Here is a 13,116-nt window from a genome sequence, read left to right as displayed (position 1 = left end):
TGCTTGTATATCCGAAAGACTTTTATTATGTTCGCTGCAAATTTTATTCAATGAAGAAAAAATTAGCGGTATTTCTGGTTGTCTCCCTATTCCTGGGCCATGCCCACGCGCAAACTTTTATGCATGGTGTTGGTACTGGTTTTTTGGTTAACTCGATGCAAAAAGCACAAACATCTGCTTTTGGAACATTAATGTATTCCCCACGAGTTACTGTAATGGAATCAGAATCATCATCCCTAACAGTTGGCATCCCCCTTTCTTTTGGTGTATCCGGTTCTTACAATTATGATAATTACTATGGTACTTCAAATTCGCTGCAATACATGATTAATGCCCCTGTTATGCTGAATATAAATTGGGGGGCGGGTTCTTCTAAAGAATCCAGCGATCGTTTTGGTTATTTCCTCGGAGGCGGGTTTGGCCTCAACCATGGCTCTTATGTAATCGATGAAACTATTGCAAATGATGGAAATCCCTATGAGCAAACAGTTGAAAAATCATTAACAACATATGGTCCCGCTGCGAATGGCGGGGTACGATTTGGCGTTGGCCAGGGAACCCACAACATTGAAATACTTCTTTCTTATATGAAAGGATTGAATGAGAATAAGCCAAATACATTTGGTGTGCATGGCATTTTTAATTTCTAAATTACACTGCTGAAAAATGAGCCGCTGCCTGAAAAGGAGCGGTTTTTTTTGTACCCCACCCAATTGCAACAGTTCTTTAACAATTCACATTATTGTCATTAATATATTTAATACTCTATTTATCAACAGCTATGAGCCTTTTTTTAAATAAATTACCCAGTTCACTTAGTACTTGTTCAAATTTTGCAATTTTGGGCTTGTTCACCGGCAACCATATTTTTTAAATCGCCGTCTTTATGGGACACTAAAGATTTAAGTATTGAAGGCAAAGCTCATGAAATATCGTGTAACCGGAATACTTTTTGCCGTAATAGCGATCGTATTATTATCCTTTTCAGAGAACGGCATTCCAGCATTTAGCGGTAAAAAATCTACAGCCGATAGTTCGGGTCTGAATATACCAGAGAACCCAATAGTCGCTGATGGAAATGAAAAAGCCGACTTCTTCAGCGCCTACACACAAATGAACCTGGAAAATTCCGGATTAAGTGCAACAGCCTTTGAACAGGCGATTAAAGGCTGGAAAAAACTGAAAGAAAGCAACCAACTATCGAATGAAGACCTGCTGACTATTGTTGATTTCAGCCAGCCCAGTACCCGTAAAAGACTGTACGTAATAGATATCCGGCGCAAATCCCTTCTCTTTAATACCTATGTTGCCCATGGCAGGAATTCGGGCAAAGAGCAGGCCATCAATTTTTCAAACAACCCTTCTTCCTATAAAAGCAGTCCTGGTTTTTACCGCACTGAAAACACTTATTATGGTAACAATGGCTATTCCCTTAGGCTGGAAGGACTTGAAAAAGGCATTAATGATAATGCCGAATCCCGCGCTATTGTGATGCATGGGGCCGACTATGTCAATGAAGGCATGATTCGCAGCATGGGTTATATCGGAAGGTCACAGGGTTGTCCGGCTATTCCTACAAAACTTACCCGTCCAATTATCAATACCATTAAAAATGGCAGCTGCCTGTTTATTTATGCGCCAACTACCTATTATGCGCAGCGTTCAGACCTCGTAAGGTAAATACGGTTAACCGGTTTAGCTGAACTACCTATGCACTGCTTAATTATCTTTGAAGGATTAATTAAAGTGTATGTTGAAAATCGGCGTCTTTGGTACTGGTCATCTTGGAAAATTTCACCTGAATAACTGGAAGGAAATCAAAAATGTGGAATTGGTAGGTTTCTACGATCCCAATGATGAGATTGCCAGTGAGGTTATGGCGAAATACCAATTAAAGCGATTTACAGATCCGGCCGAACTTATAGCCCAGATTGATGCGGCCGATATTGTCGCGCCTACTAATTTTCATTTCGAACTTTGCCAGCTTGCTATACGTAACGGTAAACATGTTTTTGTGGAAAAGCCCCTGGCCAATACCATGGAAGAGGCCCGTGAACTTGTTAAACTGGTAAAGGAATCCAATATCAAACTTCAGGTAGGCCATGTAGAACGTTTCAATCCTGCCTTCCTGGCCACAAAATCGCTGAAATTGAACCCTATGTTTATGGAAGTTCACCGACTTGCGCAATTCAACCCCAGGGGCACCGAAGTAAGTGTAATCCTTGATCTCATGATTCACGATATTGATATCATCCTGAGCCTGGTGAAAAGCGAAGTGAAAAACATTTCTGCAAGCGGGGTTTCTGTTTTAACTGACACGCCGGATATCGCCAATGTGCGCATTGAATTTAATAATGGTTGCGTGGCCAACCTTACATCCAGCAGGATTTCCATGAAAAAAATGAGGAAGATGCGCCTGTTCCAGAAAGATGCTTATGTAGGTATCGACTTCCTGAATAAAAAAACAGAAGTTATACGCCTGAAAGCTGATAAAGATGAAAATGTTTTTGAATTTGATATTGATACACCAAAGGGGAAAAAGACAATTGCAGTAGCCAACCCGATGGTCCCTGAAGTAAATGCCATCAAACTGGAACTGGAAGAGTTCAGGGATGCTATACTGAATAATACGGTACCTGTAGTTTCTGAAGTGGATGGTTTCAGGGCTATGGAAGTTGCCCACCAGATACTGCAAAAAATCCGCAATAATACGATCAATACCTGATAAATATGAAGACCTCCAGACCTATCCACCCAGCCTGGTACGCCCTGAGCGATTACCTGGCTGCAGCATTGGTCTGGTTCCTTTTCTTCCTTTTACGCAACAGGCTGCTGGGTTTTCCCGTATTGAAGGATGGACATTTTTTTATCAATAATGGCATACTTGAAGGACTCGCCATATTACCAGTTATCTGGGTACTCTTTTATTTCCTGATCGGCAGTTACCAGTCCCTCTATAAGAAATCAAGGTTGCGTGAATTCACAACTACATTCATTGCCAGCCTCATTGGTTCTACGGCGATCTTTTTTATGATTTTGCTGAATGATGACCAAAAAACACTTGCTTACTATTATACTATATTTTTATCGCTGGTGGCTTTACAAACAGGATTCACTTTCACCGGCCGTTTGCTCTTGCTGAACAGGGCAAAAAAACAATTGCTGAATGGTTCAATCCGGTTTAACACCATTCTGGTAGGCGATACAACTATTGCGAGGAATATATTCCAGGCAACCGGCCAGCAACTGCGCAATGCAGGTTACTATTATAGTGGTTATGTAGCCATGCAACCCAATGGCCTCAGCAAGAAACTGCCTTATTTCGGTACACCCGAAGAACTTGAGTCAATCATTGATAATAATAATATTAACCTGGTTGTACTGGCCCTTGAAACAAGCCACCTGTCTGAAGCCGAACAATATATAAAAAGGTTAAGCGACAAAGACGTTGAAATAAAATTATTGCCCAGTGCAATCAGCATATTATCCGGATCAATCAGAACCGATAATGTATTCAGTCCACTTCTCACAGATATCCACACCAACCTTATGCCGGTTTGGCAACAAAACATCAAAAGGTTACTGGATATTTTCTTCGCTATAACGGGAATGGTTATCCTTTTTCCATTATTGGTATATGTGGCCATCAGGGTAAGGCTTTCATCTCCGGGCCCGATTATCTACAAGCAGGAAAGGATCGGTTATAAAGGTAAGCCGTTCACAATACTCAAATTCCGTTCTATGGTAGCCGATGCGGAGAAAAATGGCCCTGCCCTGTCTTCTGATACAGACCCCCGGATCACTTCCTGGGGAAAAGTGATGCGCAAATGGCGCCTGGATGAACTACCGCAACTCTGGAACATTTTCAGGGATGAAATGAGCCTGGTTGGCCCAAGGCCGGAAAGAAAATTCTATATCGACCGGATCATTGAAAAAGAACCCTATTTCCGGTACCTGCTTAAAGTAAAACCCGGACTAACTTCCTGGGGCATGATACAATTCGGATATGCTGAAAACCTGGAAGATATGCTGCAAAGAATGAAATATGACCTGCTCTACATTGAAAATATTTCTCTGGCACTAGATTTTAAAATCATGTTTCATACTATTCGAATTATCTTATCCGGAAAAGGAAAATGACATGAAAGCAACCTTCCCTGCAGTTGTGTTTTCTTTGATTTTTTTCCTGCCAGATAATTGCCAGGCGCAAACCATCCAATGGCAACAACAATGCGATGTGCAACTCAAAGTCAGCCTCAACGACAAAGACCATAGCCTGCAGGGCACAGAGAGCATGCACTATTTTAATAATAGTCCCGATACCCTTTATTACATCTGGATGCATTGCTGGCCAAATGCTTACAGGAATGATAAAACCGCATTCAGTGAACAGTTACTGGCAAATAACCGCATTGATTTTTATTTCAGCAGGGAAGAAGAAAGAGGGTATATGAACCAATTGCAGTTTTCTGTGGATGGCATTATCGCAACAACCGAAGACCACCCGGTACACCAGGATATCCTGAAACTGCTTTTACCCAGCCCTCTTCCACCCCACCAGTCGCTGGTTATAAGTTCAGTATTCCACATTAAATTACCGGCTATATTTTCCAGGATGGGCTACCAAAAAGGATTTTATGCTATTACGCAATGGTATCCCAAACCTGCAGTTTATGATAAAGACGGCTGGCACCCTATGCCCTACCTTGACCAGGGTGAATTTTATAGTGAGTTTGGCAACTATGCCGTTGCCATTACCGTGCCCGATGATTTTATTGTTGCAGGTACGGGCGTTTTAAATGATAGTATAAAAGGATTGACAGGTATTTCTGGTGAAAAATTGAAAACATTGAACTATACCCAGGAAAACATCCACGATTTTGCCTGGTTTGCTTCTAATAAATTTATTGTCCGGGCCGACACCCTGGTAACCCCAACCGGCAAAACAATAGAATTGTTCAGTTACCAGCTTCCCGGCCATGAACAGGTATGGCAAAAGAGTGTGCAATATTTAAAATCAGCTATCCGGTTCAGGAACAGTGTTATCGGTGAATATCCCTATACGGTTGCCCGGGTAGTAGATGGTTACCAGGGTGAAGAGAATGGTGGTATGGAATATCCAACCATTACTGTTCTGAATAATATTTATGCAGAACGGGAATTGGAAATGACTATCGAACATGAAATTGGCCACAACTGGTTTTATGCTGCACTGGGTTCCAATGAAAGGCTATACCCGTGGCTCGATGAAGGCCTGGATACCTATTACGACAGGCGCTATGAACAACAGCATCCCGACTATTCTGAGAAAATGCCGGCGTTTCTTTCGCATATGTTACCATTTGATCCGGAACCTGAATTATTAAGTGGAATAGAAAGCATTCACCGCGACCAGGCAATTGCAACCAGCGCTGATGCATTCAATGCCGCAAACTACGGACTGGTTCCTTATTACAAGGCAGCGTTATGGCTGGAAAAACTGGAGCAAACTCTTGGGCGATCGCTATTCGACAGCTGCATGAAAGAATATTACCGGGAATTCTCGTTCCATCATCCCGGCCCTTCGGATTTTCAGCAGGTATTTGAGACGGTTAGTAAGCAACCCATTGGAATATTCAACCTGCTATCGAAGACCGGGCCTATGGAAAACCCTGTCCCTAAAAAAATTAAGCCGGTCTTCCTATTTGATTTCCGCGGAAACCCGCATTACCAAACTATTGGCATCGGCCCACTGCCCGGCTACAACTTTTATGATGGCTTTATGCTGGGTGGGTTCCTCCACAATTACCAGTTGCCGCTTCCGCGATTCAGGTTTTTCATTGCACCATTGTACGGCACTAAAAGTAAGAGCTTTGCCGGATTGGCAAACCTATCTTATAATTGGTACCCGGCGGGTAACCTGCAACAGGTTGAAGCAGGCATAAATCTTTCCCGTTTTGCCGGGAACCAGCTGACTTATGAATCTGAGCAACAGGTTTTGCATTACAGTAAATTTTCTCCTTACCTGAAGTTCTCCATGAAAGAACGAAGCCCCTTATCCAAAAGGGAAAGATTCCTGCAACTGAAATCCTTTTTCTTCAGGGAAGAATCATCGGATATCCAAACCAGCATTGTTGGTACAGACACCAGCACCATGCTTACCAAACAGGCACTGAACCGAAACCTGCAAGAGCTGAAATTCTATTATGCTGATCACAGGGCTTTATACCCTTATGCATTTGATGCAACCATAAATTTTATGAAAGACTTTACCCGGCTGGCATTCACAGGGCAGTATTTTTTCAACTATGCCGAAAAAAACGGTGGACTTGACTTTCGATTTTTTGTCGGGAAATTTATTTACAATGGTACAAAAACGGCTTCCAAGCAATTGGCCCTTGATCGCTACCACCTGAACATGACCGGTGCAAATGGATACGAAGACTATACTTATTCAAATTATTTTGTGGGCCGGAATGAATTCTCGGGTTGGATGAGCCAGCAAATTATGCTGCGGGATGGCGGATTCAAAGTAAGGACTGATTTGTATAGCCAGGAAATCGGTAAAACCGATAACTGGCTGGCAGCGATGAATTTCACTACCAGTATTCCCCATAAATTCAACCCATTATCTTTACTTCCGGTAAAGATACCCCTGAAAGTATTCCTGGATATCGGTACTTATGCAGAAGCCTGGGAGACAGACAATGAAGATGGGAGGTTATTGTTTGATTCAGGCATTCAACTCAGCCTCTTCAGTGAGTTGGTTAACATTTATATTCCCGTTGTAAACAGCATGGTTTTCCGCAACTATAACCAAACAACCCTGGGTAACAATAAATTCCTGAAAACGATTTCCTTCAGTATTGACATACAGAAAATCAGCAGCAGGAAATTATTGGCGAAAGCTGGACTATAACATGACAAACGCATTAAACATACAATATAAAAAACGCCGGGAGCTGGATACCATTGCATGGGACCGCTGTATTGAATCATCGGATAATGGCGTAATATATGCGCAAAGTGAATGGCTAGATGGCATGTGCAGTGATTGGGATGGCCTGGTTCTTAACAATTATGAAGCTGTAATGCCCCTGGTATGGCGAAAAAAATGGGGAGTCTATTACCTCTATTATCCACCTTTCTGTGCGGCCCTGGGTCTTTTCGGGAATCATTTAACAGCAGCAATTGTAGAAGCCTTCCTGCAGGCCATTCCCGAAAAATTCAGGTATTGGGATTTCCCGCTTAATGCAGGTAATAACTTCAGGCTGGAAAAATTCGCTTTGCAGCAAAGGGCAAATTATATTTTGTCCCTTCGCCACGACTATCCAACGATTTATGGTGCATACCGGCAAAACCTTAAAAGGAATATCAGGAAGTGTGCAGACCTGCATTATTATGTTGACAAAGGATTTCCGGTTGCCGAAGTAATTGCACTTGCCAGGTCTTATAGCATACCCGGCCTGATAGATCATGAAACCTATACCCGGTTTGAAAAATTATACAACCGTATGGCTTCAAAACAGGCAGCGGTAACTTATGGGGTCAGGAACCAGCAAGGCGTATTACTGGCCTCCTGTGTCTTCCTCTTCTCAACTAAAAGGGCTTATTACATTTTAGTGGGCAATCATCCTGACGGGAAAACAGCGGGTGCTTCCCATGCCCTGATTGATGCCTTTATTAAAGATCATGCAGGTCTTGATTTAACACTGGATTTTGAAGGCTCGGATATACGTAACCTGGCTTTTTTCTACAGCAGCTACGGGGCAATAGAAGAACATTACCCGGTAATTAAATTAAACCGGTTACCCGCCTTTTTAAAATGGTTAAAAAAATAATCAGAGACCCATTTCCCTTTCTTCAAGCACCCTCTCTGCAATCAGCAGGTCGAGTGGACGGGTAATTTTAATATTACTGCTTTCCCCTTCAATGAGGTTGATCTTAACGCCCAGTTTTTCAACTACACTTGCCTCATCTGTAAAAGACTCATGGAAATCCTGTTCAAAGGCCGATTTGATCAGGTCAGAGAAAAAAGTTTGTGGTGTTTGGATGATCCTGACTTTTTCGCGGTCAATTTGCATATTGCCATTTACCGTTTCAATCCTGATGGTATCAACAGCTTTTATGGCCGGGATGGCATTACCCTTGTCTACAGCGCCATCGAAACAACGGCGTATAAGCCCTGGCGTTAGCAGGCATCGTACGCCATCATGCACAAAAATGATTGAATGTTTTTTGATATGTTGCAGGCCGTTCCTTACGGAATGGAATCTTGTTTCGCCGCCAATGGTCATCCAAATCCTGTTGGGGTCGTAGGTCGACCGAAGTATCTCCTTCCCGGTTTCGAGATATTGTTCAGGGAGTACCAGGATAATCTGCATATCCGGGAAAGAATCCAGGAATGCAGTGAGCGTATACCATAATACAGGTTTTCCCCGCAAAGGCAGGAATTGTTTGGGAACAGCAGTACCCATCCTCATGCCGGATCCACCAGCAACAACAACAGCATATTTTTCCATGCACTCAAAATACGAAATCAGTAATTTGCAAATATGGGTAAAATAAAGCACTATGGGTACACGCTTTTGATGGTACTTGCGGTTTCCTGCCAAAGCAGGCAGGAAAGGGTACAACAAGTGCTGGCAATTACCGAAATGGGGGAACTCGCCACTACTGAATACAGCATTACAAAAATTGTAAAAGCAAACGATAACCAAACCTGGTATAAAATAGGGGATCGTAAAATCCTTATATCGGTGGAAGCGACCATTAAAGCGGGCATAGACCTGCAATCTGTTCGTCCGCAGGATGTTATCATCGATGGCAAGAAGATCAGCCTGCAATTACCCGAGCCCAGGCTGATATCAATGACGATTCCACCCGATAAAATAAAAGTGGCTTATGAAGAGGTGGGCATTTTCAGGATGCAGTTTAACAATGCTGAACGTGATGCACTGCTTGCCCAGGGCGAAAAGCAAATTACCAGCGCAATTGCTGAAACCGGTATTTATGCTACTACTGAAAAAAATGTCCGTCAATTCCTGACTGCCTTTTTGAAAAAGCTGGGTTATGATCAAATAACAATAAGCTTTGGCAAGCAACCTGCTAATCCCTTTAAACAATGATTAAACGTACCATCAATACCGTTGCAGCGATACTCATTGTACTGGGCATATACGTACTCGTTGTAAAAGCCGGATGGCTGCCATCGCCATCAATGATTTTCAAACCCGCACCAGTATTGATTGACCAGACCCCAATCCTGATCAATGAAATAAGGCAGGTCAGCCAACTGGTATCCATAACGGCTTTTGACGAGGTTGTTGTCAGCACTGTAAAACCTGCGCCAGTCGGTTCTGCCAGGCAACTGCTGCACCTGGTTACGCCTACTGCCGGACTGGCCCTGGACCACCTTGTGCTGGTGGTTAAAGGGACTGTCCAGGTTGGTACGGATCTTGGCGGCTTGAGCGATCAGCAGGTATTTGCCAGCGGTGATTCAGTTTCGCTGACCCTGCCGGCTGCAAAAATTTTGCAGGTAACTGCCAATCCTTCAGGCACTGAAACATTTATTGAAGAAGGGATATGGTTACCAGCGGAAGTCAATACCCTGAAGTTAAAAGCCATTGAACAATTGAAAGCCAGGGCAATTGAAAAAGGCCTTTTACATAAGGCCGATGTACAATCCCTGCAGGTAATGCAGCACTTCCTGAAAGCATTGGGATATACCCGGGTGCGGGTTGTAACCAGCCAGTAAATACAACATATTAAGAAGCTGTTCAGGAAGGAATCAAAACTTTACATTCGGCAAGCAATAAGTCTTTATTGATGGCGGCTGTGCCTACTTCTTCGCAAACGAGCCCACCTGCAATATTAGCCACATGCGAAAAAAGTTCAACATCACGGGTTGCTGCGTACACCAGCGACGCAACTGCAATAACAGTATCACCAGCTCCGCTTACGTCGGCAATATTGCGAATATGTGATGGAATAATAGCCGCCTGGTCGTCTTTTTGGTAGAACACCCCTTTTTCGGAAAGGGTAATGAAGGAAATATGGTGCGACAGTTCCTTTTGAAGCCGATTGTGCACTTCTTTCATCGCCTCCAGGGTAACTGATTCAAGGGCAATATTCAATCCTTCTTTTACTTCTTTCAAATTGGGTTTGAAAATATCAACCCCGGTATAGGTGAAAAAGTTCTTCTTTTTCGGATCAACTGATGTAATGACATTATTGTCCTTACAGAGACCTATTACCCTTCGGATAAGTGTTTCCGTGAGTACCCCTTTATTATAATCCTCGAAGATCAGTACAGCGGGTTTTTCTTTCTGTATAAAATCGCAGATCCTGTCAAACAGTGCATCTTCCACTGTTTTGCTGAGGTCGGCGGTGGTTTCGCTGTCGAGCCGCATCATCTGCTGGTTGCGGCTAATTACCCGCACTTTATTAGTGGTCTTCCTCTCATGGCTGAAGATAATGTAAGAAGTATCTATACCGCTATCGGTCAGCAGTTGGTCGAGGGTGCGGCCGTCCGTATCTTCGCCCATTACAGAGAATATGTTCACTTTTGCCCCAAGGGCAACCAGGTTCAGGGCAACGTTACCGGCACCGCCTATGCGTAATTCACGCTTATCAAGAGCCACAACAGGAACCGGTGCTTCTGGTGAAATGCGGTCAACATGGCCCCACCAATATGTGTCGAGCATTACATCGCCAATTACACCAACTTTTATGTCATTAAAAGATTTGAATAACTGATCAAAATTCATTGTGCAAAATTAACTGATCCGAAGTTTAGTCACGCAAAGTCTTCCTATGGCCCTATTCACCATTCACCATTCACTATTCACTATTCACTATTAACTTACCCCTGCTCCTTCCTGTTCGCCACTGCAATATAATATAATGGGATTCCCACTAATACAATTAACAGTCCGAAGGAAGAGAACCTGGGCTTCGATACCAGCAGGGCAAGGCACATGGAAGTAGCCAGGAATATATAAACTGCAGGTAAAACGGGGTAGCCGAATGCTTTATAGGGGCGGTGTATTTCCGGTTTTTTTATCCGTAACCTGAAAATTCCGGCAATGGTCAGGATATAAAAAATGAGTACAACAAAAACAACATAATCGAGCAGGTCACCATATTTTCCGCTAAGGCACAGGATACAGGCCCAGAGGCATTGTATCCAGAGTCCCTTTCCAGGAACACCATTGCGGTTAAGGCTTCCAGCCTCCTTAAAGAAAAGGCCATCTTTTGCCATAGTAAAATACACCCTCGCGCCTGAGAGAATCAGCCCGTTGTTGCAGCCAAATGTTGAAATCATAATCATGATAGCGATCAGGATCGTGCCTGCGTTACCGAATATATTGTGAGAGGCGGCCACTGCAACCCGGTCGTTCTCGGCAAAGGCAATTTCATTAAGTGGTAAAACAGCCGTGTACATGAGGTTTGTGGCTACATAGATAATAGTTACGATCAGCGTGCCGAAGAAAAGGCTAAGGCCGATATTTCGCTCGGGATTTTTAATTTCACCGGCTATGAAAGTAACGTTGTTCCATGCATCACTGCTGAAAACAGAGCCTACCATCGCGGCTGCCAATGCACCAATGATAGCGATTTGCGATGCATACGGTGTTTTCATTATAGCTTCTCCTAAAAAGACGAGATCGCTGCCGCCTTCAGTTTTTTCCAGTTTCCCAAAATGCCATGCATCACTCCAGTTAGCATTCCAGATACCGGCTTTTGAACCTATCAGAAACCCGAATATGATCAGTCCGAATAAGGCCAGCAACTTTGCAAGTGTAAAAGTGGTCTGAATTAATTTTCCTTCTTTCACACCACGGGTATTAATATAGGTTAGAAAGGTAACCAGCACTATCGACACCAACTGTGCTGCAGAGATTTTAAAATATACAAGGTCAATTAAAATATGTTTTTCACTAAGTGCAGGAACAAGGTAGGCAGCGAACTTAGAAAAGGCCACCCCTACTGCTGCAATCGTACCCGTTTGAATCACTGCGAAAAAGCTCCAACCATATAAAAATCCAATCAGTGGATTGTACGCTTCTTTCAGGTAAACGTATTGCCCGCCTGCCCTGGGATACATAGCACTTAATTCACCATAACTTAAAGCAGCGGTTAAGGTCATGAAACCGGTAAGTAACCAAACGAAAATTAGCCAGCCTGCGCTGCCAACGTTGCGGGTAATATCCGAGCTAACGATAAATATCCCAGAACCTATCATAGAACCTGCCACTACCATCGTAGCATCCAATAAACCAAGGGTGGGCTTAAAAGTAGAACCAGTTTGACTCATACAGTAATTATGTAAGGGGAAGATAGGAAAAAATGTGACAGGTGAGCGGTGAACGGTAAGCGGTAAGCGGTAAGCGGTGAGCGGCGGGAAAAGAAAAAGCTACCGGTAAGCGGTAGCTTTGTTACACTTATTATTGCAGAATTCACGACTCACCGCTTACCGCTTACCGTTCACCCTTCTTTACTTCTCCTTTTTCTGGTATGCCGCATTCAATCCCTCGATCAACTGATTAGTAATGTTGTAAGCAGTATCCTTATAGAACATCAGTTCGGGCTCATAAGACATAATGTAAGCATACTTATTGTCCTTATTGAAATCTTTCAGGTATACTTCAATCTTATTCTTGATATTCTTTTTATAATCCATTTTAAGGGTCTCAAGCTGCTGCTCAAGGGTAAGGCGGCGCTGCTGGTAGTTCTGCTGCATCTGCGCATACTCCCGTTGAACCGCATCAGCTTCAGACTGGCTCATTGTAGATCCTTTCTGCTGCCATTCGCTGATTTTTTTCTGGTAAGAACGTTCCAGGGAAGAAAGCTCATTGTTCATGGCCTCTTCTTTTACTTTCAGTTGCGCCAGTGCATCTTTGAAAAACTGGTATTTGTTCTGGAGTGAATCAATATCGAAATAGGCCATACGGAATTCCTGGCCTGATGGGGCAGCTGACCCGGTTTTAATTACAGCAGGTGTTTCCGTTTTAGGGGTATTGCTGTATTGCTTAACCAGTAAAAATCCGCTCAACAGGGTCGCTATCACACTCAGAACTAAGGAAAGTTGCTTCATGAAATTGTATTTGTAAATGGCAAATTAAGGGGTTTACG

General features: G+C 43.2%; 12 protein-coding genes. 8 read left to right on the top strand and 4 right to left on the bottom strand.

Annotated elements, in window-relative coordinates; translation table 11 throughout:
- The first annotated feature begins 50 nt into the window (after positions 1–50).
- From LAQ65_RS00525 to LAQ65_RS00500, 6 genes are all read left to right on the top strand, one after another.
- Positions 51–650 carry a hypothetical protein gene (locus LAQ65_RS00525; RefSeq protein ID WP_224114971.1) on the top strand — a complete coding sequence of 200 codons (600 nt, stop codon included), beginning with the start codon at positions 51–53 and terminating at the stop codon, positions 648–650.
- Positions 651–924: 274 nt separating this feature from the next.
- Complete coding sequence (locus tag LAQ65_RS00520) at positions 925–1,680, top strand: murein L,D-transpeptidase catalytic domain family protein (protein WP_224114970.1); 756 nt, start codon at positions 925–927, stop codon at positions 1,678–1,680.
- Positions 1,681–1,750: 70 nt separating this feature from the next.
- On the top strand, positions 1,751–2,725 hold the full coding sequence (locus tag LAQ65_RS00515) for a Gfo/Idh/MocA family protein (protein WP_224114969.1): 975 nt from the start codon (positions 1,751–1,753) through the stop codon (positions 2,723–2,725).
- 5 nt (positions 2,726–2,730) lie between these two features.
- On the top strand, positions 2,731–4,140 hold the full coding sequence (locus LAQ65_RS00510; protein ID WP_224114968.1) for a sugar transferase: 1,410 nt from the start codon (positions 2,731–2,733) through the stop codon (positions 4,138–4,140).
- A 1-nt stretch (position 4,141) separates the two neighbouring features.
- Entirely contained in the window at positions 4,142–6,898 is a 2,757-nt protein-coding gene (locus tag LAQ65_RS00505) for a M1 family metallopeptidase (RefSeq protein WP_224114967.1), read from the top strand.
- 1 nt (position 6,899) lies between these two features.
- Entirely contained in the window at positions 6,900–7,820 is a 921-nt protein-coding gene (locus tag LAQ65_RS00500) for a GNAT family N-acetyltransferase (RefSeq protein ID WP_224114966.1), read from the top strand.
- Here the strand turns inward: LAQ65_RS00500 and LAQ65_RS00495 are convergent, their stop codons facing one another.
- Positions 7,821–8,501: a 2-C-methyl-D-erythritol 4-phosphate cytidylyltransferase gene (locus LAQ65_RS00495; RefSeq protein WP_224114965.1), complete on the bottom strand. Its 681-nt coding sequence runs from the start codon at positions 8,499–8,501 to the stop codon at positions 7,821–7,823.
- A gap of 33 nt (positions 8,502–8,534) precedes the next feature.
- Here LAQ65_RS00495 and LAQ65_RS00490 point away from each other — a divergent pair, with 33 nt between their 5' ends.
- On the top strand, positions 8,535–9,107 hold the full coding sequence (locus LAQ65_RS00490) for a DUF4230 domain-containing protein (protein WP_224114964.1): 573 nt from the start codon (positions 8,535–8,537) through the stop codon (positions 9,105–9,107).
- Complete coding sequence (locus tag LAQ65_RS00485) at positions 9,104–9,736, top strand: DUF4230 domain-containing protein (protein WP_224114963.1); 633 nt, start codon at positions 9,104–9,106, stop codon at positions 9,734–9,736. Before LAQ65_RS00490 ends, LAQ65_RS00485 begins: the two co-directional genes overlap by 4 nt.
- A 22-nt stretch (positions 9,737–9,758) precedes the next feature.
- Here LAQ65_RS00485 and LAQ65_RS00480 read toward each other — a convergent pair whose 3' ends face one another.
- From LAQ65_RS00480 to LAQ65_RS00470, 3 genes are all read right to left on the bottom strand, one after another.
- Positions 9,759–10,748 (bottom strand): bifunctional heptose 7-phosphate kinase/heptose 1-phosphate adenyltransferase, encoded by a 990-nt coding sequence (locus tag LAQ65_RS00480; protein ID WP_224114962.1) that lies wholly within the window; start codon positions 10,746–10,748, stop codon positions 9,759–9,761.
- 95 nt (positions 10,749–10,843) lie between these two features.
- Positions 10,844–12,298 carry an APC family permease gene (locus LAQ65_RS00475; protein ID WP_224114961.1) on the bottom strand — a complete coding sequence of 485 codons (1,455 nt, stop codon included), beginning with the start codon at positions 12,296–12,298 and terminating at the stop codon, positions 10,844–10,846.
- A 180-nt stretch (positions 12,299–12,478) separates the two neighbouring features.
- Complete coding sequence (locus LAQ65_RS00470) at positions 12,479–13,078, bottom strand: OmpH family outer membrane protein (RefSeq protein WP_224114960.1); 600 nt, start codon at positions 13,076–13,078, stop codon at positions 12,479–12,481.
- Positions 13,079–13,116: the final 38 nt, after the last annotated feature.

The organism is Flavihumibacter profundi (assembly GCF_020076305.1).
GTDB lineage: Bacteria > Bacteroidota > Bacteroidia > Chitinophagales > Chitinophagaceae > Flavihumibacter > Flavihumibacter profundi.
Note: the sequence above shows the minus strand (reverse complement) of the source record. Positions and strands in the feature narration are given on the sequence as shown.

Bases quoted from the DNA above. Each gene is read 5' to 3' on its own strand.
- LAQ65_RS00515 (WP_224114969.1), top strand. From the start codon at position 1,751: ATGTTGAAAATCGGCGTCTTTGGTACTGGTCATCTTGGAAAATTTCAC.
- LAQ65_RS00505 (WP_224114967.1), top strand. From the start codon at position 4,142: ATGAAAGCAACCTTCCCTGCAGTTGTGTTTTCTTTGATTTTTTTCCTG.
- LAQ65_RS00470 (WP_224114960.1), bottom strand. From the start codon at position 13,078: ATGAAGCAACTTTCCTTAGTTCTGAGTGTGATAGCGACCCTGTTGAGC.
- LAQ65_RS00480 (WP_224114962.1), bottom strand. From the start codon at position 10,748: ATGAATTTTGATCAGTTATTCAAATCTTTTAATGACATAAAAGTTGGT.
- LAQ65_RS00525 (WP_224114971.1), top strand. From the start codon at position 51: ATGAAGAAAAAATTAGCGGTATTTCTGGTTGTCTCCCTATTCCTGGGC.
- LAQ65_RS00495 (WP_224114965.1), bottom strand. From the start codon at position 8,501: ATGGAAAAATATGCTGTTGTTGTTGCTGGTGGATCCGGCATGAGGATG.
- LAQ65_RS00510 (WP_224114968.1), top strand. From the start codon at position 2,731: ATGAAGACCTCCAGACCTATCCACCCAGCCTGGTACGCCCTGAGCGAT.
- LAQ65_RS00500 (WP_224114966.1), top strand. From the start codon at position 6,900: ATGACAAACGCATTAAACATACAATATAAAAAACGCCGGGAGCTGGAT.
- LAQ65_RS00490 (WP_224114964.1), top strand. From the start codon at position 8,535: ATGGGTAAAATAAAGCACTATGGGTACACGCTTTTGATGGTACTTGCG.
- LAQ65_RS00520 (WP_224114970.1), top strand. From the start codon at position 925: ATGAAATATCGTGTAACCGGAATACTTTTTGCCGTAATAGCGATCGTA.
- LAQ65_RS00485 (WP_224114963.1), top strand. From the start codon at position 9,104: ATGATTAAACGTACCATCAATACCGTTGCAGCGATACTCATTGTACTG.
- LAQ65_RS00475 (WP_224114961.1), bottom strand. From the start codon at position 12,298: ATGAGTCAAACTGGTTCTACTTTTAAGCCCACCCTTGGTTTATTGGAT.